This window comes from Pseudoalteromonas sp. SWN166 (assembly GCF_015864485.1).
Taxonomy (GTDB): Bacteria; Pseudomonadota; Gammaproteobacteria; order Enterobacterales; family Alteromonadaceae; genus Pseudoalteromonas.
This window is the reverse complement of sequence record NZ_JADYXB010000025.1, coordinates 12894-32234: the sequence shown is the minus strand read 5'-3', so window position 1 is coordinate 32234 and position 19341 is coordinate 12894. Positions and strand designations below refer to the sequence as shown.

At 38.7% G+C, this 19341-nt stretch carries 16 protein-coding genes and 1 pseudogene; 5 read left to right on the top strand and 12 right to left on the bottom strand.

Features of this window, described 5'->3' with window-relative positions; genetic code table 11:
• Window position 1: 1 nt before the first annotated feature.
• The gene (locus tag I6F49_RS14380; RefSeq protein WP_166419014.1) at window positions 2–712 is read left to right on the top strand and encodes a 3'-5' exonuclease; all 711 of its coding nucleotides are present in this window, start codon (window positions 2–4) and stop codon (window positions 710–712) included.
• Between the two features lie 258 nt (window positions 713–970).
• Here I6F49_RS14380 and I6F49_RS14375 read toward each other — a convergent pair whose 3' ends face one another.
• The gene (locus I6F49_RS14375) at window positions 971–2551 is read right to left on the bottom strand and encodes a BCCT family transporter (protein ID WP_165727501.1); all 1581 of its coding nucleotides are present in this window, start codon (window positions 2549–2551) and stop codon (window positions 971–973) included.
• 626 nt (window positions 2552–3177) lie between these two features.
• Here I6F49_RS14375 and egtB point away from each other — a divergent pair.
• Window positions 3178–4449 (top strand): ergothioneine biosynthesis protein EgtB, encoded by a 1272-nt coding sequence (egtB, locus tag I6F49_RS14370; protein WP_197181114.1) that lies wholly within the window; start codon window positions 3178–3180, stop codon window positions 4447–4449.
• Window positions 4446–5420: an L-histidine N(alpha)-methyltransferase gene (gene egtD, locus I6F49_RS14365; RefSeq protein ID WP_197181113.1), complete on the top strand. Its 975-nt coding sequence runs from the start codon at window positions 4446–4448 to the stop codon at window positions 5418–5420. Before egtB ends, egtD begins: the two co-directional genes overlap by 4 nt.
• 19 nt (window positions 5421–5439) lie before the next feature.
• On the opposite strand, the gene I6F49_RS14360 is transcribed toward egtD, so the two are convergent.
• The 6 genes and pseudogenes from I6F49_RS14360 to pxpB all read right to left on the bottom strand — a co-directional run bounded on the left by I6F49_RS14360 (window position 5440) and on the right by pxpB (window position 10519).
• Window positions 5440–6330: a PhzF family phenazine biosynthesis protein gene (locus I6F49_RS14360; protein WP_197181112.1), complete on the bottom strand. Its 891-nt coding sequence runs from the start codon at window positions 6328–6330 to the stop codon at window positions 5440–5442.
• On the bottom strand, window positions 6314–7987 hold the full coding sequence (gene asnB / locus I6F49_RS14355) for an asparagine synthase B (protein ID WP_007583083.1): 1674 nt from the start codon (window positions 7985–7987) through the stop codon (window positions 6314–6316). The genes I6F49_RS14360 and asnB overlap by 17 nt, the downstream gene beginning before the upstream one ends.
• A gap of 153 nt (window positions 7988–8140) precedes the next feature.
• The gene (gene pcp, locus I6F49_RS14350) at window positions 8141–8809 is read right to left on the bottom strand and encodes a pyroglutamyl-peptidase I (RefSeq protein ID WP_197181111.1); all 669 of its coding nucleotides are present in this window, start codon (window positions 8807–8809) and stop codon (window positions 8141–8143) included.
• A pseudogene (locus I6F49_RS20575) lies at window positions 8802–8897 on the bottom strand (5-oxoproline transporter, DUF979 family subunit); the annotation flags it as partial. The pseudogene I6F49_RS20575 and the gene pcp, both read right to left, overlap by 8 nt.
• Before the next feature lie 34 nt (window positions 8898–8931).
• A complete protein-coding gene (locus I6F49_RS14340) occupies window positions 8932–9861 on the bottom strand; it encodes a biotin-dependent carboxyltransferase family protein (protein ID WP_197181110.1) in 930 nt (309 codons plus the stop codon).
• Complete coding sequence (gene pxpB, locus I6F49_RS14335; RefSeq protein WP_197175213.1) at window positions 9854–10519, bottom strand: 5-oxoprolinase subunit PxpB; 666 nt, start codon at window positions 10517–10519, stop codon at window positions 9854–9856. Before pxpB ends, I6F49_RS14340 begins: the two co-directional genes overlap by 8 nt.
• A gap of 249 nt (window positions 10520–10768) precedes the next feature.
• On the opposite strand from pxpB, the gene msrA reads away from it, so the two are divergent.
• A complete protein-coding gene (msrA, locus tag I6F49_RS14330) occupies window positions 10769–12058 on the top strand; it encodes a peptide-methionine (S)-S-oxide reductase MsrA (RefSeq protein WP_165727507.1) in 1290 nt (429 codons plus the stop codon).
• Window positions 12059–12197: 139 nt separating this feature from the next.
• Window positions 12198–12974 carry an amino acid ABC transporter substrate-binding protein gene (locus tag I6F49_RS14325; RefSeq protein WP_197181109.1) on the top strand — a complete coding sequence of 259 codons (777 nt, stop codon included), beginning with the start codon at window positions 12198–12200 and terminating at the stop codon, window positions 12972–12974.
• Between the two features lie 773 nt (window positions 12975–13747).
• On the opposite strand, the gene I6F49_RS14320 is transcribed toward I6F49_RS14325, so the two are convergent.
• The 5 genes from I6F49_RS14320 to I6F49_RS14300 all read right to left on the bottom strand — a co-directional run bounded on the left by I6F49_RS14320 (window position 13748) and on the right by I6F49_RS14300 (window position 19337).
• Window positions 13748–14629 (bottom strand): LysR family transcriptional regulator, encoded by an 882-nt coding sequence (locus I6F49_RS14320; RefSeq protein ID WP_166419004.1) that lies wholly within the window; start codon window positions 14627–14629, stop codon window positions 13748–13750.
• A gap of 334 nt (window positions 14630–14963) precedes the next feature.
• Entirely contained in the window at window positions 14964–15620 is a 657-nt protein-coding gene (locus tag I6F49_RS14315) for a CoA transferase subunit B (RefSeq protein ID WP_007580251.1), read from the bottom strand.
• A 14-nt stretch (window positions 15621–15634) separates the two neighbouring features.
• Window positions 15635–16333, bottom strand: a complete 699-nt coding sequence (locus I6F49_RS14310) for a CoA transferase subunit A (protein WP_121954422.1) — start codon at window positions 16331–16333, stop codon at window positions 15635–15637.
• A gap of 74 nt (window positions 16334–16407) precedes the next feature.
• The gene (locus I6F49_RS14305) at window positions 16408–17304 is read right to left on the bottom strand and encodes a hydroxymethylglutaryl-CoA lyase (RefSeq protein WP_165740026.1); all 897 of its coding nucleotides are present in this window, start codon (window positions 17302–17304) and stop codon (window positions 16408–16410) included.
• Complete coding sequence (locus I6F49_RS14300; RefSeq protein WP_165740029.1) at window positions 17304–19337, bottom strand: acetyl/propionyl/methylcrotonyl-CoA carboxylase subunit alpha; 2034 nt, start codon at window positions 19335–19337, stop codon at window positions 17304–17306. Before I6F49_RS14300 ends, I6F49_RS14305 begins: the two co-directional genes overlap by 1 nt.
• Between the last annotated feature and the right edge of the window lie 4 nt (window positions 19338–19341).

Here is a 19341-nt window from a genome sequence, read left to right as displayed (position 1 = left end):
TATGAATCCACGTAATTATAAAGTACTTGATTGGCAAGCTAGATATAACGAGCTTGCCAACAACACCAAAAATAAATTGTTAAAACACTTTTATGCAGGTGCTTATAACCAAGATAAAGCCGCAGTAGAAGATGTGCCTTTTGTAGCAATGGACTTTGAAACAACAGGTTTAAATAGCCAGAACGACGATATTGTGAGTGTTGGCTTAGTGCCATTTAATTTAAAGCGTATTTATTGTAAGCACAGCCGGCATTGGGTTGTTCAACCTAGACGTAACCTGCATGAAGAGTCTATTTTAATCCATGGAATAACGCACTCTGAGGTGGATGACGCTCCTGACTTTAACCGAATTATTGAACCTTTACTTGAAGCGCTAAGTGGCAAAGTTGTCGTGGTGCATTACGCTGCAATAGAGCGCCATTTTTTAAATAATGCGTTATTACTGAGGCTTAAAGAAGGTATTGAGTTTGCACTTGTTGATACAATGGAGTTAGAAAAAAGAGCACTAAAAGCAAGGCAGGGAGTATTAGGTCGATTGTTTAACACAAAACTTGGCTCACTCAGATTAACAGATTGCCGTGCGCGTTATTCTTTGCCCGCGTATCAAAACCATAATGCATTAACAGATGCTCTTGCTACCGCTGAGCTATTACAAGCGCAGCTGAGTCATCATTACCGTGTAGATACTCCAATTTCAGAGTTGTGGGTATAATACCAATTAGATCACTTTATTAAGCGAATTGATAATCTTAAATAGTTATACCAACCTGCATAAATCTTTGATCAATTTAACGAATTAAATTTCACTATAACGTCGTTAAAAATTTTTGCCTAGTTCTAGCGTAATTTTCTTAACGTTAAATAGACCCTATATAAGCAGATTGGTATTAAACAAATAAGCGCCGCAAAAAATTGCGGCGCTTTGTTACTAAGTAAAAGTACTACTAAGTAAAAGTGTTACCTAAAAGTATTATTTAATTGGGCGAGGCTCAGTTCGCAAACCTAAAACTAAGCTTAAACACATAAATAACAATACAATAGTGAAAGGTAAACCTGCCGATACAGAGCCAGCTTGAAGTGCTTGAATCGCTTCAGTCCCGCCTATCCAGAGTAATGCAGCGGCTACCGCACCTTGAGTAACAGCCCAAAAAATACGCTGTGGTACTGGAGCATCAATTTTGCCACCGGCAGTGATTGAATCAATTACCAAAGAACCAGAGTCCGATGACGTAATAAAAAACACTAATACTAGTACAATCGCAATAAACGATAAGATATTAGATAGAGGTAATGCATCAAACATCTGGAACATAGCCAGAGGTACTTCAGTTAAGCCATTAGCACCTAATTCACCCACACCATTAACTACTTGGTCAATAGCAATGCCGCCGTATATCGACATCCATAAAATAGTAACAGCAGTAGGGACAAGTAATACCGCAATTAAAAATTCACGAATTGTACGACCACGTGAAACACGCGCGATAAACATACCTACGAATGGTGACCAAGAAATCCACCACGCCCAATAAGATACGGTCCAACCGTGCATCCAAGTTTCATCTTCACGACCATGAGGATTACTTAGTGGAATTATATTTTCTATATAGCCCATAACAGTAGTCGGGATATTACCTACAGAAACAGCAAAGCCTACTAAAAAAACAAAGATAAGCAAAACTAAGGCGATTAGCATATTGGCATTACTAAGTACCTTAACGCCGCCATCAATCCCACGAACTACTGAAACAATAGCTAAAAGTGAAACACCTATAATGACTAAAATTTGTGAACCAACTCCGCCTGAGGTACCAAATACATGGTCTATACCTGCAGAAGCTTGCTGTGCCCCAAGGCCTAAAGAAGTAGCAAGACCAAACAGGGTTGCAAGTACGGCTAAAATGTCGATAAGGTGACCTGGCCAGCCCCATGCTCTATCACCTAAAATAGGATAAAAGATAGAACGAATAGAAAGCGGTAAGCCTTTATTATAAGTAAAAAATGCAAGCGAAAGTCCGACAACTGCATAAATAGCCCACGGGTGAAGGCCCCAGTGGAACATAGTCGCACCCATTGCTACTTTTGCTGCATCGGGTGTATTAGGTGTTACGTTCAGTGGTGTTTCAAACCAGCCTGTATAATATGCGAGTGGTTCAGCAACGCCCCAAAACATTAAGCCAATACCCATACCAGCAGCAAATAACATAGCTAGCCATGAAATACGTGAATGAGTCGGTTTAGCATCATCACCACCTAAACGAATGTTACCGTAAGGTGAAACAATAAGCGCTAAACAAAAAACAACGAAAAAATTAGCAGCCCACATAAATAAGGCGTCAAAGTTATTGATGATATCTGTTTTTATACCATCAAGCGCAGATTTAGCCGTTTGTGGATCGGTAACAAGAATGGCGATTAAAAAAATGACAATCAGTCCGGCACTTATGCCGAAAACAGAGTTATGTATATCAAGCCCCCATTTTTGTACGTTGTCTTGACCTACAGTGTAGTCTGTACTGTCAATACTATATTTGTCATGATTTTCCTTCATGCAATACCTCTTTAGTTGTCCTAACAAGCCAAAATAAATTCGGCGTCATATCGAATTACATTAGCCTTTAAATATTAAGTAAAAGTAATACCGTAATTATTTGAAGACTAACTAATTTGAAGAGTGATCATACAGCTAGTAGTGTATGAGTTAAATATTAAATGTAAATGAATTTGTATTTAAATCGCTGTTTATATGGCCAAATTCATGATTCTTTTGTTTAAAAGCTCTAAAATTATAAATTCAGTGAACGTTAAAAATTAGTTTGCTATTAAAAGTATTAATTTACTTGGTTAAGTAAAAAAAGATCACTTTTAAGCAACTTAATTGATGCTTAAATATTAGAGCTTGTTGACCTTTTAGGATTAAAATTTTTTCTATTTAGGAGCAGTTTAATCGATCCTAGGTTTGTAACCTAACGGTGCGGTTACAAACCTGCGTTATTCTACATGCTCAAATACACATGAGAATAATTAAAAACTGAGCAGCAAAGAGCAAATTTCTCTCTAGGGCTAGTATAAATTTATAAGCTGAGAAGCATCTTTAATCAAGTTGTAATATGAATATGATTTAACACAATACTGGGCTATATTTTATAAATAGATAGGAAAAGGATTAATACTATTATGCGTGAATGCGCTTTAAACAATACCAATCAAACCGAACTTGTGAAACGCTTTTGCAGCGTTAGAAGCGAAAGTTTGGCTATTATTGAACCTCTCACTTTAGAAGATTGCCAGCTACAAGCTATGGCAGATGTCAGTCCAAGCAAATGGCATTTAGCGCACACCACCTGGTTTTTTGAAACGTTTTTACTTAGCGTTCATTGTAAACAGTACACAGTGTTTAACTCTCACTATAAAATGCTTTTTAATTCTTACTACAATGGTATTGGAGAGCAATTTAAGCGGGCCAACCGAGGTAGTTTATCCAGACCTGGTTTAGATGAAGTGTTAGCTTATAGAAAGCATGTAGATAGCTGCATTATTGAATTGCTTAAGAGCGAAGTTAGTCCACAAATTAAAGATATTATTGATCTTGGATTAAACCACGAGCAACAGCATCAAGAGCTGATGCTTATGGATATAAAATATAACTTTTCTGTAAATCCATTTTTCCCGCAATATAAAACATCGCTTTTAAACAGCCGAAACAAACCAATTCATATTAAGCCTCTTAATTTTATAAACTTTGAGCAAGCCATTATTAATATAGGCACAAATGCCGACGACGAATTTGCATATGATAACGAGTTACCTAAGCACCAAGTATTAATTCATCCATTTAGCTTTGCTAACAGGTTAGTCACCAATGGTGAATATTTAGAGTTTATAAATACCGGTGGATATAGCGACCCACAGTATTGGCTGAGCGACGGTTGGGCAAACATTCAAAATAACAAATTAACACAGCCATTATATTGGCATTGCATAAATAACGAGTGGTTTGAGTTTACACACTATGGGTTGCAACCTCTTAATTTAAATACACCCATCTGCCATGTTAGTTATTTTGAGGCCAGCGCCTATGCTAATTTTGTAAAATCGCGTTTGCCTACCGAGTTCGAATGGGAATATGCGGCTAAGAACGATTATTTGGTTGAAGCAGAAGAACGTTATCTCACACCTCAACCAGTAAAAGGTGATACTAAAATAAGTCAGTTAACTGATTCATGCTGGCAATGGACGAACAGTGCATATTTACCATACCCCGGTTTTAAACCTATTGAAGGCGTAGCAGGGGAATACAATGGTAAATTTATGAATAACCAAATGGTATTACGCGGCGGGTGTGTGTTTACCCCTCAAAACCATTTACGACAAACATACCGTAATTTTTATTACCCGCACCAAGCGTGGATTTGCAGCGGAATTAGACTAGCTAAGGATATAGTATGAGCCAAATAACAGCGATTAAGCAAAGCAACATAACCGACACTGAATTTTTAAATGACGTTGTGGATGGGTTAACTCAACAACAAAAAACACTTCCGTGTAAATATTTTTATGATGATAAAGGCGCTGCATTATTCGAGCAAATAACAACACTGCAAGAATATTATGTAACACGCACAGAGCTTTCTATTTTAGAGCAGCACTCACACGCAATTGGCAAAATGCTTCCCGAAAACCTCTCTATTATAGAGCCAGGTTGTGGCTCTGGTAAAAAAGTAGCGTATTTACTAGCGCATATGGAAAACGTAAAAACCTTTGTTCCGTTTGAAATATCTGAAGAAATGCTTAGTTACTCACTTGCACATTTGTCGCCTTTGTTTCCTGAGCTAGCAATTTCACCTCTACTAGGCGATTTTACGCATAGCCAAATGGTTAAGCAGTTAACCAAAGATACCGCTTTAGACAGTCAAACTAACTTAGTGTACTTTCCGGGCTCTACTCTTGGTAATTTTGCTCCTGTAAAAGCGATTGAGATTATGAATAATTTCCATCGCTTATGCGGTTTAAACGGGTATGTGTTAATTGGCATTGATTTAGTAAAAGAGCGCCAAGTGCTACTTGATGCCTACAACGATAAAGCGGGAGTCACCGCTGCGTTTAATAAAAATTTACTGGAACGTATTAATAACGAGCTAAATGGCACATTTAATTTAGATAACTTTAGCCACGAGTCACGCTTTAACGAGCAACATAGCCGTATCGAAATGCATTTAGTAAGTAATTGTACTCAAAGTGTGATTATAAACGATCAGCAAATAGACTTTATAGAAGGTGAGAGCATTCATACAGAAAACTCTCATAAGTACACGCCTGAGTCGTTTAAGCAGCTTGCAGCGCAGGCTAATTTAAAGTTAGAGCAAACGTGGCAAGACGATAATAATTATTTTGCATTGTGCTTATTGAGGCCGCTTTAAACAGTTACTTAGACTATGTTTAGTAAATCAGAACTTTAGCATTGTTAAATTCATAGTTTAGCAATGCGCCATTATTTGATTGCTGTATAAGCTTGGCTTTATTTAAACCGTACAGTCTAAATAGCAGTGGGGCAATAACCGATAGAGCAGAGCCGGTAGCACTGTCTTCATTAACACCAAACTGAGGGGCAAAGTATCTAAACTGCACTATGGCAGTTTTTTCATTTATATTTTGTATATTAAGCGCAATAACTGCATTTTTATGGGCTTTACTCAAAGCTTTAAAATCAACGCGTAAGCTTTTTAAATCCTGCTTTTCATCTGGGTTTTTATTAAATTCTTTATCAAATTCTTCACTAAATTCCTTATTAAATAATACAACCGTGTAACCGTTTTTATCACCGGTGCTATAGGCTGCTTTTATTGCTAATGAAAACACGTTTTGTAACTCATCTTTAGCTAATTTGCTTTTTTGTGGCTCTATGCTTTTTAGTAATAGCTGAGCGCGTTGTTTTTTTTCTTTTATAGTAAAACGCTCATTACTCATTGAAGTAAATACTTCAGGGCAATAACCCAAATGGTCTATTAAAAAATTAGCGGCTGCTAAAGTGCCATGCCCACAGCGTTTAATTTCACTGGTTTGATTAAACCAACGAATTTTACAATGGCGTTTAGTTATTTCATTTTGATTTAAAAAAACGGTAGCAGGGTGAATTGATTGTGATGCAATATATTGCATTGTTTTTGAAGTTAACCCATTTTCATAAATAACAATTAAAGCACTAGAGCCTTTTAAGTTATTTGCAGGGCTATAAAAAACAGATTCGGTGGAAGTAAGTTTTATAAAGCGAAGCGTAAGCCATTTGGGCTTACGCTTCGTTAAACAAAGAGTGTTAACCTTTGCTTGCATATGCGTCGTTATGAACGCCCGCAGCACGACCTGATGGATCAGCATTGTTTTGGAACGATGCGTCCCATGCAAGTGCTTCAGGAGTCGAACACGCTACCGATTTACCATGCGGTACACATTTAGCTGATGCATCACCAGGGAAATGCGATTCAAAAATAGTACGGTAGTAGTAAGCTTCTTTTGAATCTGGCGTATTAATAGGGTATTTAAATTTCGCATTTTCAAGCTCTTGATCGCTCACTTGCTCATTTACAAACTCTTTTAACGTATCAATCCAGCTGTAGCCTACACCGTCTGAAAATTGCTCTTTTTGACGCCATAGCACTTCATCAGGTAAGTAACCTTCAAAGCCTTCACGTAAAATGTGTTTTTCAATTTTTCCATCTTTACACATTTTAGCTTCAGGATTGATACGCATAGCAACATCAACAAATTCTTTATCAAGAAACGGTACACGTGCTTCTACGCCCCATGCCGCCATTGATTTATTAGCACGTAAACAGTCAAACATATGCAATTTTGATACTTTACGGTTTAACTCTTCATGAAACTCTTGTGCGTTTGGCGCTTTATGGAAGTATAAGTAACCACCAAATAACTCATCTGCACCTTCACCCGATAACACCATTTTAATACCCATGGCTTTAATTTGGCGAGCCATTAAGTACATTGGTGTAGAGGCACGAATTGTTGTTACATCGTACGTTTCAATGTGGTAAATCACTTCACGTAATGCATCAATGCCTTCTTGAATGGTAAAAATGATAGGGTGGTGAATAGTACCAATCATGTCAGCTACTTTTTGTGCAGCAGCTAAATCTGGTGAGCCTTCAAGGCCTACTGAAAAAGAATGAAGCTTAGGCCACCATGCATCACTTTCGTCGTTATCTTCAATACGTTTTGCGGCAAAGCGCTGCGTAATAGCAGAGATAACCGATGAGTCTAAGCCACCAGAAAGTAATACACCATAAGGTACATCACACATTAGCTGGCGTTTAACTGCTGCTTCTAATGCGTCTTTAACGTCTTGGGCTTCTGCGCTGTTATCTTTAACTGCATCAAATGTTTCCCAATCACGCTTGTAATAAGGCGTCATTTTGCCATCTTTGCTGTACAGGTAATGCCCTGGAGGAAATTCTTCAATGTGCTTACAAATTGGAGAAAGTGCTTTTAGCTCAGAAGCAACGTAAAAGTTACCGTGCTCGTCGTGACCGGTGTAAAGCGGGATAATACCAATATGGTCACGGCCAATTAAGTAGGCGTCGTTTTCTTCGTCGTATAAACAAAATGCAAAAATGCCGTTTAGGTCATCTAAAAAGTCAGGCCCTTTTTGTTTATATAGCGCTAAAATAACTTCACAGTCTGATTGAGTTTGAAAAGTAAAATCAACGTCTAGCTCTGCTGCAAGTTCTTTATGATTATAAATTTCGCCATTAACAGCTAAAATATTTGTTTTCTCTGGGTTGTACAAAGGCTGTGCACCGCTTGATACACCAACAATAGCTAAACGTTCATGCACTAAAATAGCTTTTTCAGATGCATATACACCAGACCAATCCGGACCACGGTGTCTAAGTAGCTTTGACATTTCAATTGCTTGGGTACGCAATTGAGTGGGATCAGATTTAATATCTAATACCCCAAAAATTGAACACATAGTAACTCCTCATTCCTATTATGTGTGCAGCAGAGCCAATTTGCTGTACTGCGAAACCTTGTTTTATCAGAAAAAATTACTCAAGTCACATAGCTTTTACAATTAATTAAGAATAATTTATGCACCAAGCTAGATGTAAATGCACCAAAGTGGTTAATGCGTGGTGCCTGCTGCTATTTTTACGTCACTATTGTTGTTCAAAGCTTGTGCGATCATAACCTTTAAACCGTTAATAATGGTTTCTTTACTCATGCTTGGTGCGCCATTGTGGTGCACGGCTTGGCTTGGTAAATAAGGAACATGTACTAAGCCACCTTTCATCACCGCGCAGTGATCGTTTATGTAATGCATAAGGCCATACATAACGTGATTACACACATAGGTGCCTGCCGTATTTGAAATAGCAGCAGGGATATTACTGTTGTGCAATGCTTGTAACATACGCTTTATGGGTAAGTTTGTGAAATAGGCATCAGGGCCATTTTTTTCAATTGGCGTATCGATAGGCTGCTTACCCGCATTGTCTTTAATGCGTGCATCGTCAACGTTTATTGCAATACGCTCGATTGATATTTCACTTCGCCCACCAGCTTGTCCTATACACAAAACAACCGCCGGGTTATGCGACTCAATGGCGTTTATAAGCTGACTGATAGACGTATTAAATTCACAGGCAAGTTCTAGTGTGCATATTTTGTGTTTCATGATGATAGTTTCATCAAGTTTTTGCACTGCTTGCCAAGAAGGATTGATAGTTTCGCCTCCAAAAGGAGCAAAACCGGTTATTAATACACACGGCATAGTAGAAGTTGATTTAGTCATTAAACACCAAGCTATACATTAAAATAATATTAACGGCGAGTAAGGTAACTGCCGTCGGAATTTGGGCCTTTATTACATAGTACTTATCTTTTAAGTCTAGGGCGTGTTGATTCTAGAATATTTTATAGGTTATTTTTAAGAGCAAGACTTAATTGATGTAAGTGACCGTCAAGTTTTAGCTTTGCTTTTGTTGCTTCTTCAAACGTTACATATTTAAATTCAACTGTATCTAAAGGTCTAAATTGTGCAAATTGATGTAAGTCGGCTTCAATAACTGTTCCTAAAAGAGGATAGCCCCCAGTGGTTTGTCCATCGTTAAGTAGCACAATAGGGTCACCATTTGGTGGTAGTTGAATGCTCCCAGGACTTACACCCAGTGATGGCAAAGAGTGCGAATGCACCAAGCTATTCTTATTATGCTCAAGCCTTACGCCCATTCGATTACTGTTAGTACTGACTTTGAATGCAGTTGCTGCAAAGGTATCCAATAATGGCTTACCCAGTAAGTTAGCGTGAGGGCTCGGGTACAAGCGTATAATTTTGCGCTGAGGTGGAGCAATTGCACCTACTTTTATAAACTTTCCATAATAAGGAGTAATAGGTATTTCATCACCTGTGGTGAGAGCTCTACCTTCAATACCACCAAAACGTGCATTTAAATCTGTAGATTTAGAGCCCATAACCTCAGTATTTTGTATACCGCCTTTCACCGCAAAATAAGCTCTTAAGCCCGCTCTACCTGTACCAAAGCTAAGCACTTGCTTGTTTTTAACTGCGTATGTCCAACCAGGGTAGATTGCTTGCCCATCAAGGGTTGCTTGCAAATCTGCACCATGAAGTGCAATTACTGTGTCGCAAGTAAATTCAAGTTCGCACAAACCAACGGTTATTTCTAAAACGGCATCATTGTCGTTATTGTTAAGTAATCTATTAGCAATTATTTGCGCAAAGGGGTCTAAGCTGCCCGCTTTGCTTACACCTAAATGGCGGTAGCCATTACGGCCAAAATCCTGAATTGTAAGCAATACACCACTTTTAAGTACTTTAATCATGAGTTGCTCCTTTATTAACTAGCGGAACAAATTCAAGCGTATCGCCAGATTGAATTAAACAAGGTTGCGCAGAGGTTGAATCAAACAAAGAGGTATTTGTATGGCCTATTATGTGCCAACCGCCTGGCGTATCCGCAGGGTAAATTCCGGTTTGTGCAGCACCTATCGCAACAGAGCCTTTAGGAACCCTAGTACGTGGCTCATCACGCCTTGGGGTATGTAATTGCTCATCTAAGCCGTGAAGGTAGGCAAAGCCGGGCTGAAAGCCTAAAAATAATACGTGGTACTTGGCTTTACTATGAATATTAATAACCTCATCAGCGCTTAAATTATGATAGTTAGCCACGTAATTAATATCCTCGCCATTGTATGTGGTTTCAATTAAGTGATGCTGCCCCTTAAAAGTACTGCTTTTAATGTCATCCCACAGCGAGGGTAGCACTTGTAGCCACTTATTTAAGTGTTTATCAGATTTTAAATAAAGAGTGAGCGAGTTCATAGCTGGGACTAAATCGGTAAATTCATCAGTGCTTTTACAGTGGTTGGTTAAAGCCCAAATTTTCTTTTGAATGGAGAGTTTATCTTTTGCGTCTAAATGCGATGCATCAAACAGTAAGCTACTGTTTGTTAATGCATAAATATGAGGAGTTGGCTTCATTAAATAAACCTATTAGTACAACATAATTTAAACGTAACACAGTTTTATTAATTTATTTACACCATTGCGACTAAGTGGTTATTTTTATTTGCTCAGCTTGGTTTAAGAGTGTTTTTATATTTAATTAATCGTATTTAACTTATTGAAGACCAAAACTAAATGCACTTCGTACTAAATAAGTAATTAGGTTGAAATGAAAATTAAGGTAAGGAGGTCTTAATTAGCACGCACTTGTTTAAGAGGTACATTATGAAACACCAGCATTTATTATATTTATCAGGCGCTGCTATTATATTTAGCGCAGGCAGCTTTGCTTTATCTATGGAAAAGGTCGAGCACAGCAATATAGAAGCCACCATGCATGTAGAAACCATTGTACTTGGATCAGGTTGTTTTTGGGGGGCTGAAAAACGCTACGAAGCGCTTAATGGCGTTATTGATGCTGAGTCGGGTTATGCCGACGGCAATGGCTTTAAAGCAACATACAGAAACATTACTGATCAGTCTCGTCGCTTTGACGAAAACAACTATGCTGAAGTTGTACAGGTTATGTATAACAGTAATATAATTTCGGCTGAAGATTTACTAAAAAACTATTTTGAAAGCCACGATCCTACGCAAAAAAATCGCCAAGGTAACGACATTGGTACGCAATATCGCTCAATTGTATTAACGACTACCGATGCGCAAGCTAAAGTAGCTGAGCAAGTTAAATCGCAATATCAGCAGCTTTTAACTGATGCGAGCTACGGCAAAATTGAAACGGTTATTAAACCACTTACAGGTTTTGTATCGGCAGAAGAGTATCACCAAAATTATCTACAAAAGAACCCTAATGGCTATTGTCCTGATCATTCAACAGGCGTTGTTTTTAATAAAAAACCCGTAGAAAAAGTCGATAACAGTGACTTACTCGCAGGTAAGCAGATCGTAGTCTTAGATTCACGTGAATACTGCCCATACTGTGAAAAATTTAAAAAAACAGTCGCAAATGATTACAAAGGGACTATACCAATGTCGTTTCGCCATGCTGACCAGCTTAAAGGTTTAACTATTAAGTCAGCCACGTGGGCAACACCGACTATTTTGTTTTTAGAAAATGGCATTGAAGTATATGGGCGTCAAGGTTATGCAACACCTGAAGAATTTTATAAAGCATTGGGTGCATTTAAGTTAGGTAAAAGTGACGCTTATAAAGTCGCATTTGATGCAAGAACAGATAGACCTTACTGTAAAGAGTACAAGGAGTTTAAAAATACACCTGATGGCACTTTTGTTGATAAATTAAGTGGAGAGCCACTATTTGATACACGTGATAGATTTAATTCAGGCACTGGTTGGTTGTCGTTTAAGCACCCAGTAAAAAGTAGTGTAACGCAGCATGACGATAGCAGCTGGGGAATAACACGTATTGAGCTTCGCTCTAAAAGTACAGGTATTCATCTTGGTCATTTATTCCCAGGAGAAGGCCCTAGAGGCACAGACCGCTACTGTATAAACGCAACAGTACTCGATTTTGTACCAAGAGATAAAAGCTAAACCTTTTACTTTGTAAAGCCTGATTTTAATCAGGCTTTTTTTTTGCATAAAATAAAATAGATTTATCATATTTTTTGCAAATTTGTTAAAATTAAAGCGTTCAGCTACACATCAATCAATAATATTACTTAGGTTATAAATGAATCAATTTATAAAAATAACAACGCAGTTAATGTATTTGCCTTTAGCTTTATTAATTTTTATAACCGATGCTAAGTCGGCAACGCACTATGTCGTCGGCGTAGAGAATATAGAGTATCTACCTTACTTTGATGGTAGTGGAGCAAATGGTGCTGACTATTATGGCTTCAGTGAAGAGTTGCTAACTTTGTTTGCACAGCAGCACGACTTTAAATTTGAGTTTTACACGCTGCCAATTAATCGTCTTTATAAAGAATTTATTGATCACCATCATGTTGATTTTAAATATCCAGATAATCCTCAATGGAAACCAAGTTATAAAGCTTCCTTTGATGATTTAAATGAAATTATTTATTCGCAGCCAACCGTTGTGACTAAAACGGGTATTGCGAGTTTAAATAAAAATATCACTATTGATGAATGCGTTAGTTTTGCAACGGTGAGAGGGTTTACGTCTCAAAGCTTTAAGCCTTTAATGAACAACGAAAACGTTGAGCTAATTGAAACCGCTAATGTAATGGAATTAATTGAGATGCTTTTAAAAGAGCGGGTAGAGTGCATCTACATATCTAACGATGTATTAAATTATAATATCGTTAAATACTTTAAATTAACCCGACCCGTTTATTTTCAAAACGAATTGCCGACAGATTTACAAGCATTTTCATTATCATCGATTGACTACCCTGAGGTAGTTAAGCAATTTGATACATTTTTGCTTTCACATAAAGCGCAGATACGTAAATTAAAAAAAGAATATCAAATAAAAAATTAACTAAAAAAGCCCCGTAAGTTATAACTTACGGGGCTTTTTACAAAGGTATTTAACCTGTATATAGCTATATTATGTATGTGGTTTAATAATAAAAACAGTTCAAGCCAAGTCACCACCTAACTTGAACCGTTTTTCACACTGACAACATCTTCACACACAATATAAAGATTCTGTTTGCTACGCTCTCAAAGCATTTGTATTGCATATCATGTGGTTTGAGCCAAGAATAAAAACAGTTCAAGCCAAGTCACCACCTAACTTGAACCATTTTTCACACTGACAACATCTTCACACACAATATAAAGATTCTTTTCACTGCAAGGTTTGAGTCACTAAAACTCAAAAGGTTGCATTTATTACTCTTAATAAACAATTAAACTTAATTGTTTCGAGCTGATGAAGTAACTTTAATATTTAACTCTATTTTCGACAAACGATAAAAATAAAACCAATGAGTGAAAAAAATTTAACTATAGACTTTAGTCTGGGCTGTGGTTTTAATAGATTGTATTTTAAAGAAATTACTGAAAAATAATACCAATTCCATTAAGTATGTGATCTAAATTTTACGCCGAAAAAATAATTCAGTTCTAGGCGTAAATTGATGTAAATGGTTGTTCCCTTTGCGAAATTTACAACAAAGAAATGGGTTGTTTTAGCAAGTAAAATAGATCAGCTATTTATTGGAGTTGGTATAAAGTGAGGTTTAGGATTTAGACGAACCATAAATACAACACACAATGGCTGTATTAATAAGTTCGCCTAATAGAGAGTTACTCTTGAATTTTTCTAAATGTGCTTACAACCCACTTCGCAAATAAATCAAGCGGGTGATTAGGTGTGCTTGATTCGTGCTGCACTAAATAATACTTATCTTTAGTTGTTAAAGGCTGTTCAAATAACTTATAGAGCCACTGCTCATCTAACCAGCTTTGACTGATAGGTAGTGGAATAAGTGCAATCCCCATACCCTGTTGCGCAGCACGTGCTACACCAAACATACTATCTATTTGAATAATTTGAGAAGGAGAGAAGTCATCAATTCCTGCTTTTTCGGCCCACTGATGCCAGGCCCAAGGGCGAGCTTTGTGTAGTATTAGCGGAACTTGGTTAAGCGCTTGACGGTGATCGTCCCTCCACTGATCGAGCAGCTTTTTATTACATGCAGGGATATATTCAAGATTAAATAGCTCTGTTGCAGAACCTTCAGTGGGTTTACTCGATGATAATACAATAGATAAATCGCTATGACGGGTTATTTCTTTACGTGTTTTAAGCGTATCCATTTGCAGGTTTATATTAGGGTGCTCTGACGTCCACTCACTTAATTTAGGCATGAGTAGTTCGCTGGCAAAAAACTCAGGCAACGTAATCGTCAAATTTGTATTTTGCTGCATCTGACTAAACTCATTAATGGTGCCTTCTAACATAGTGATAATAGGAGACACAGCATCAAAAAAGTTTTTACCCGCAGTGGTTAAACTAATTGAACGCGTTTTACGTTGAAAAAGTTCAATACCAAGTTGTTCTTCAAGTTGTTTTATTTGGTGGCTCACTGCCGAAGGTGTTAAGTACAGTTCATTAGCTGCATGCTTAAAACTTAGGCTTCTTGCTGCAAAGCAAAAAGAGCGAAGGCCACGAATAGGAGTTTGCATGTTTTCCAGTATTATTTAATTTATTGAGACGCCTTACTTAGGCAAAATTTGAACCAACTATTTAATACATAAATATCAGTAGGTTAAAAATAAATTTAACGATAGTTCACAAAAAGGGTGCAGACTATCCACAAAATAGTGCAAAGAATCTAAGCGCTTACATTTAATTTATATTTGTATTATAGATAAAATTTACTACAGATGTATGAATGACGGTAAAAATAATGGCAAAAGATAAAAAAAATCCCTCGTGAGAGGGATTTTGGGTAACTCAGCGCCATTGGCACTGGGAATGAGGTCGGTACAGGGTAAAGCGTTATTTTTAAGCTAAAGCCTAAAAAACCATTTCTGGTACTTCACCGTCAACAAGTAATTTACCTGCTGTTTTACTAATGATTTCATCAACAGTTACGCCCGGAGCGCGTTCTAATAAATGAAATGCGCCGTCTTTAACTTCTAGTACGGCTAAATCTGTCACTATTTTTTTAACGCAATTAACGCCAGTAAGCGGTAAAGAGCAGGCTTCTAATAGTTTAGAGTCACCATGCTTACTTGCATGGGTCATAGTAACAATAATGTTTTTCGCGCCAGCGACTAAATCCATCGCGCCACCCATGCCTTTAATCAGCTTTTTAGGGATCATCCACGATGCGATGTTGCCGTTCTGGTCAACTTCAAATGCACCCAGAACAGTTAAGTCTACATGACCACCCCGTATCATGGCAAAACTATCTGCACTATTAAATATGGCTGCACCTTTAGCTGCTGTCACGGTTTCTTTACCCGCGTTAATCATATCGGCATCTAGCTCTGCTTTAGTAGGGTACGGGCCCATGCCTAAAAGGCCATTTTCGGACTGTAACATAACTTCAATATCATCCGGTACATAGTTTGCGACGAGTGTCGGAATTCCTATGCCCAAATTTACGTAGTAACCGTCTTGAAGTTCTTGTGCAACGCGCATTGCAACTTGTTCACGTGATAATGCCATAATTATGCTCCTGCTTAATCTCGTGTTGTTACACGTTCAATGCGTTTTTCAAAGCTGCCTTTAATAACGCGATTTACAAAAATACCCGGGGTATGAATTTGGCTTGGTTCAAGCTCGCCCGGCTCTACAATTTCTTCTACTTCGGCAACGGTAATTTTACCAGCCGTTGCTGCCATTGGATTAAAGTTCATGGCGGTGTGTCTAAACACTAAATTACCGTATCGATCGGCTTTCCATGCTTTTACTATGGCAAATTCACCTGTTATAGACTCTTCTAAAATATACGGGCGACCATTAAATTCTTTTACGTCTTTGCCTTCAGCCACAGGAGTACCGTAACCGGTAGCGGTGTAAAACGCAGGTATACCCGCGCCACCAGCACGCATTTTTTCAGCAAGTGTACCTTGAGGTGTAAGCTCTACATCAATTTCGCCACTCAATAACTGCTGCTCGAATAGGGCGTTTTCGCCAACGTACGAGGCAATTACTTTTTTAATTTGTTTGTCTTGTAATAAAATACCTAAACCAAAGTCATCAACACCACAGTTATTAGATACTACAGTTAAGTTTTTTGTTTGCATGTGCTTAATTTGTTTAATTAAGCCCTCAGGAATACCACATAAACCAAAACCACCGGCAATAATGGTATCGCCGTCTTTTAATCCTTCCATTGCAGCTTCGTAGCTATAAACTACCTTATCAAAACCGGCCATGAGTCTCTCCTCATTGTGTGCTATTTGTTGTTAACTATCTTGTATTAGTAGTGAGTTATCATTTTATAAGATAGCTATTTAGTGTGTAGTGCCACAGATACTTTGCTCACAGGTTGCTTACCAAGTGCTTTGGTTATCTCCCATCCAGCATCACTTAACCTTTGTAAATCAATTCCGTGTTCAATGCCAAGCCCTTGCAGCAAGTAAACTACATCTTCGGTGGCAACATTTCCTGACGCACCCTTAGCATAAGGACAGCCACCAAGGCCTGCAACTGCTGCGTCAACCGTTGCTATACCTAGGCTTAAGGCTGCGTAAATATTTGTAAGCGCTTGGCCGTATGTATCATGAAAATGCACGGCAAGTTTGGTTTTATCAATGTGCGTTAAAAGTAACTCGATTAATTGCGTTACTTCTTTAGCGGTGCCAACACCTATGGTATCGCCAAGGCTTACTTCGTAACATCCTAAATCTATTAGCTTTTGCGATACACTTAGTACTGCTTGTGGGTCAATTTCACCCTCATAAGGGCAACCTAGCACACAGCTTACATAACCACGTACGCGGATATTATTCGCTTTAGCAAACGCCATTACTTCGCTAAAACGTTCAATACTTTGCTCTATTGAGCAGTTTATGTTTTTTTGACAAAACGACTCACTCGCAGCGGTAAATATAGCAAACTCTTTAATGCCAACAGCATGCGCTGCTTGTGCACCTTTTAAGTTAGGTGTAAGGGCACTTAAATTTACGTCAGGTAAATCTAGCGCTGATATTACATCAGCTGAGTCTGCCATTTGTGGCACCCATTTAGGGGAGACAAACGCGCCAGCTTCAATATTTTTTAAACCTGCAGCGCTTAGGGCGTTAATAAGCGCTACTTTATCGGCTGTGCTTACTGTTTTTTCGTTTTGTAAGCCGTCTCGCGCGCCAACTTCAACAATACGTACTTTACTTGGAAAGGCACCCATTATGCACCTTCCTCAGTCGTATCTTCTACTATCGCAAGCAGAGCGCCATGCGTTACCAATTCACCTTCACCAAAACAGTAGCTTTTTAAAATACCGTCGTGAGGCGCGTTAAGCGTGTATTCCATTTTCATGGCTTCGATAATAACAACCGCATCACCTTTGGTTATTGTGCTACCAATTTCAATTAAGTGTTTTACTACCGTGCCATTGAGCGGGGCGGCAAGGGGCAGTGCTTCGTTTTCGTGCGAACTAATATAATGTTTATCAACTAGTTCAAGCTTAGTTTGCAGTGCTTTATTCATCACCGTCACACTATTAGCTACTGTACTATTGCTCACGGTACTATTGCCCACAGTATTATTACCTAACGTAGTTACGTGTGCGCTGTGTTTTTCGCCGTTAATAAATACAGTGCATAGGCCGTTATTTAATGTGCCTTGTAGGGTAAATACGTGCTCGTTATGCGTAATACTATAGCCCGCTGTGGTTTTTATAGCGCTTAGCTGTAAATCGGCAAAAGGAATTTTAATTGCTTGCGGCGCATTGAGTGTAAAACCGCTTAGTTGTTGCCAAGGGCTTACACTCTTTGATGCATTTTGTGTGTTAGTTAACGACTCTAAATACGCAAAAGCACCAATAAGTTGGCTTGCTTGCAACAGCTGCTCATCAACCGCTACTAACGAGTCACCTTGCTCTGCAATAAAGTGTGTACTTGGCGCACCTTGTTTAAACGTAGGGTGGCTTGCTAAGTTATGTAAAAAGCCAATGTTAGTGCTAAAACCCGCTAAATGAAATTGCTCAAGGGCGTGTTGTAAACGGCTCAAGGCTTGTTCGCGATTGTCGTCGTGCACAATAAGTTTTGCAATCATCGGATCGTAAAACGGGCTGATTTCGTCGCCTTGTGCAATGCCTGTATCAATGCGTACAAATTCACTGTTAAGGGGTGTATGTAACGCTTCAATAGTGCCCGAGCACGGAATGAAGTCGTTGGCTGGATCTTCTGCGTATATACGCGCTTCAAAACTATGACCCTGCAATTGAATATCACTTTGTGTTAGTGGCAATGTTTGCCCACCCGCAATATTAATTTGCCAGTTGACTAAATCTACACCGGTTACCATTTCGGTCACGGGGTGCTCTACCTGTAGGCGCGTATTCATTTCCATAAAGAAAAATTCATCGCCACACAGTAAAAACTCAACCGTACCTGCGCCTCTATAATTTATAGCCAGTGCACAGCGTACAGCTGCTTCGCCCATTTCTTTACGTAGCTCGTCAGATAAACCCGGAGCAGGGGCTTCTTCAATTACTTTTTGATGACGGCGTTGCAAAGAACAATCACGATCGCCTAAATAAACACAGTTACCGTGGTTATCTGCAAATACTTGTACTTCAACATGGCGAGGCTGGTTTACGTAGCGCTCAAGCAATACTAAATCGTTACCAAAACCGGCAATAGCTTCACGTTGCGCACCTTGTAGTGCACTCATAAAGTCTTTTGCTTTTTCAACTACGCGCATGCCTTTACCACCGCCACCAAAGGCGGCTTTAATAAGTACAGGGTAGCCAATTTTTTCAGCTTCAGTTTGTAAAAAAGCAGGATCTTGTTTATCGCCGTAATAACCTGGCACTAACGGCACATTGGCAGCGGCCATTATTTCTTTAGCACGGGTTTTAGACCCCATAGCTTCAATACTGCTTGCTGGTGGCCCTACAAAAGCAATATTGTTCGCTTCGCAGGCTTTAGCAAATTCGCTGTTTTCAGATAAAAAACCGTACCCCGGGTGAATACAATCAGCGCCGCAGTCTTTGGCTACTTGTAAAATTTTGTCTGCCACTAAATACGAGTCTTTACTTGGCGCAGCGCCAATATGGTAAGCCTCATCAGCCATTTTTACGTGCTGGGCATGTTTGTCTGCATCAGAATAAACCGCGACCGTGGTTAAGCCCATTTGTTTTGCGCTGCGCATTACGCGGCACGCAATTTCTCCACGATTGGCAATCAGTATTTTTTGTAATCGTTGTGTGTTCATAATT

Bases quoted from the DNA above. Each gene is read 5' to 3' on its own strand.
- asnB (WP_007583083.1), bottom strand. From the start codon at position 7,987: ATGTGTTCAATTTTTGGGGTATTAGATATTAAATCTGATCCCACTCAA.
- egtD (WP_197181113.1), top strand. From the start codon at position 4,446: ATGAGCCAAATAACAGCGATTAAGCAAAGCAACATAACCGACACTGAA.
- I6F49_RS14375 (WP_165727501.1), bottom strand. From the start codon at position 2,551: ATGAAGGAAAATCATGACAAATATAGTATTGACAGTACAGACTACACT.
- I6F49_RS14325 (WP_197181109.1), top strand. From the start codon at position 12,198: ATGAATCAATTTATAAAAATAACAACGCAGTTAATGTATTTGCCTTTA.
- I6F49_RS14320 (WP_166419004.1), bottom strand. From the start codon at position 14,629: ATGCAAACTCCTATTCGTGGCCTTCGCTCTTTTTGCTTTGCAGCAAGA.
- I6F49_RS14310 (WP_121954422.1), bottom strand. From the start codon at position 16,333: ATGGCCGGTTTTGATAAGGTAGTTTATAGCTACGAAGCTGCAATGGAA.
- I6F49_RS14300 (WP_165740029.1), bottom strand. From the start codon at position 19,337: ATGAACACACAACGATTACAAAAAATACTGATTGCCAATCGTGGAGAA.
- I6F49_RS14360 (WP_197181112.1), bottom strand. From the start codon at position 6,330: ATGCAAGCAAAGGTTAACACTCTTTGTTTAACGAAGCGTAAGCCCAAA.
- I6F49_RS14315 (WP_007580251.1), bottom strand. From the start codon at position 15,620: ATGGCATTATCACGTGAACAAGTTGCAATGCGCGTTGCACAAGAACTT.
- I6F49_RS14380 (WP_166419014.1), top strand. From the start codon at position 2: ATGAATCCACGTAATTATAAAGTACTTGATTGGCAAGCTAGATATAAC.
- I6F49_RS14340 (WP_197181110.1), bottom strand. From the start codon at position 9,861: ATGATTAAAGTACTTAAAAGTGGTGTATTGCTTACAATTCAGGATTTT.
- pxpB (WP_197175213.1), bottom strand. From the start codon at position 10,519: ATGAAGCCAACTCCTCATATTTATGCATTAACAAACAGTAGCTTACTG.
- pcp (WP_197181111.1), bottom strand. From the start codon at position 8,809: ATGACTAAATCAACTTCTACTATGCCGTGTGTATTAATAACCGGTTTT.
- egtB (WP_197181114.1), top strand. From the start codon at position 3,178: ATGCGTGAATGCGCTTTAAACAATACCAATCAAACCGAACTTGTGAAA.
- I6F49_RS14305 (WP_165740026.1), bottom strand. From the start codon at position 17,304: ATGGGTGCCTTTCCAAGTAAAGTACGTATTGTTGAAGTTGGCGCGCGA.
- msrA (WP_165727507.1), top strand. From the start codon at position 10,769: ATGAAACACCAGCATTTATTATATTTATCAGGCGCTGCTATTATATTT.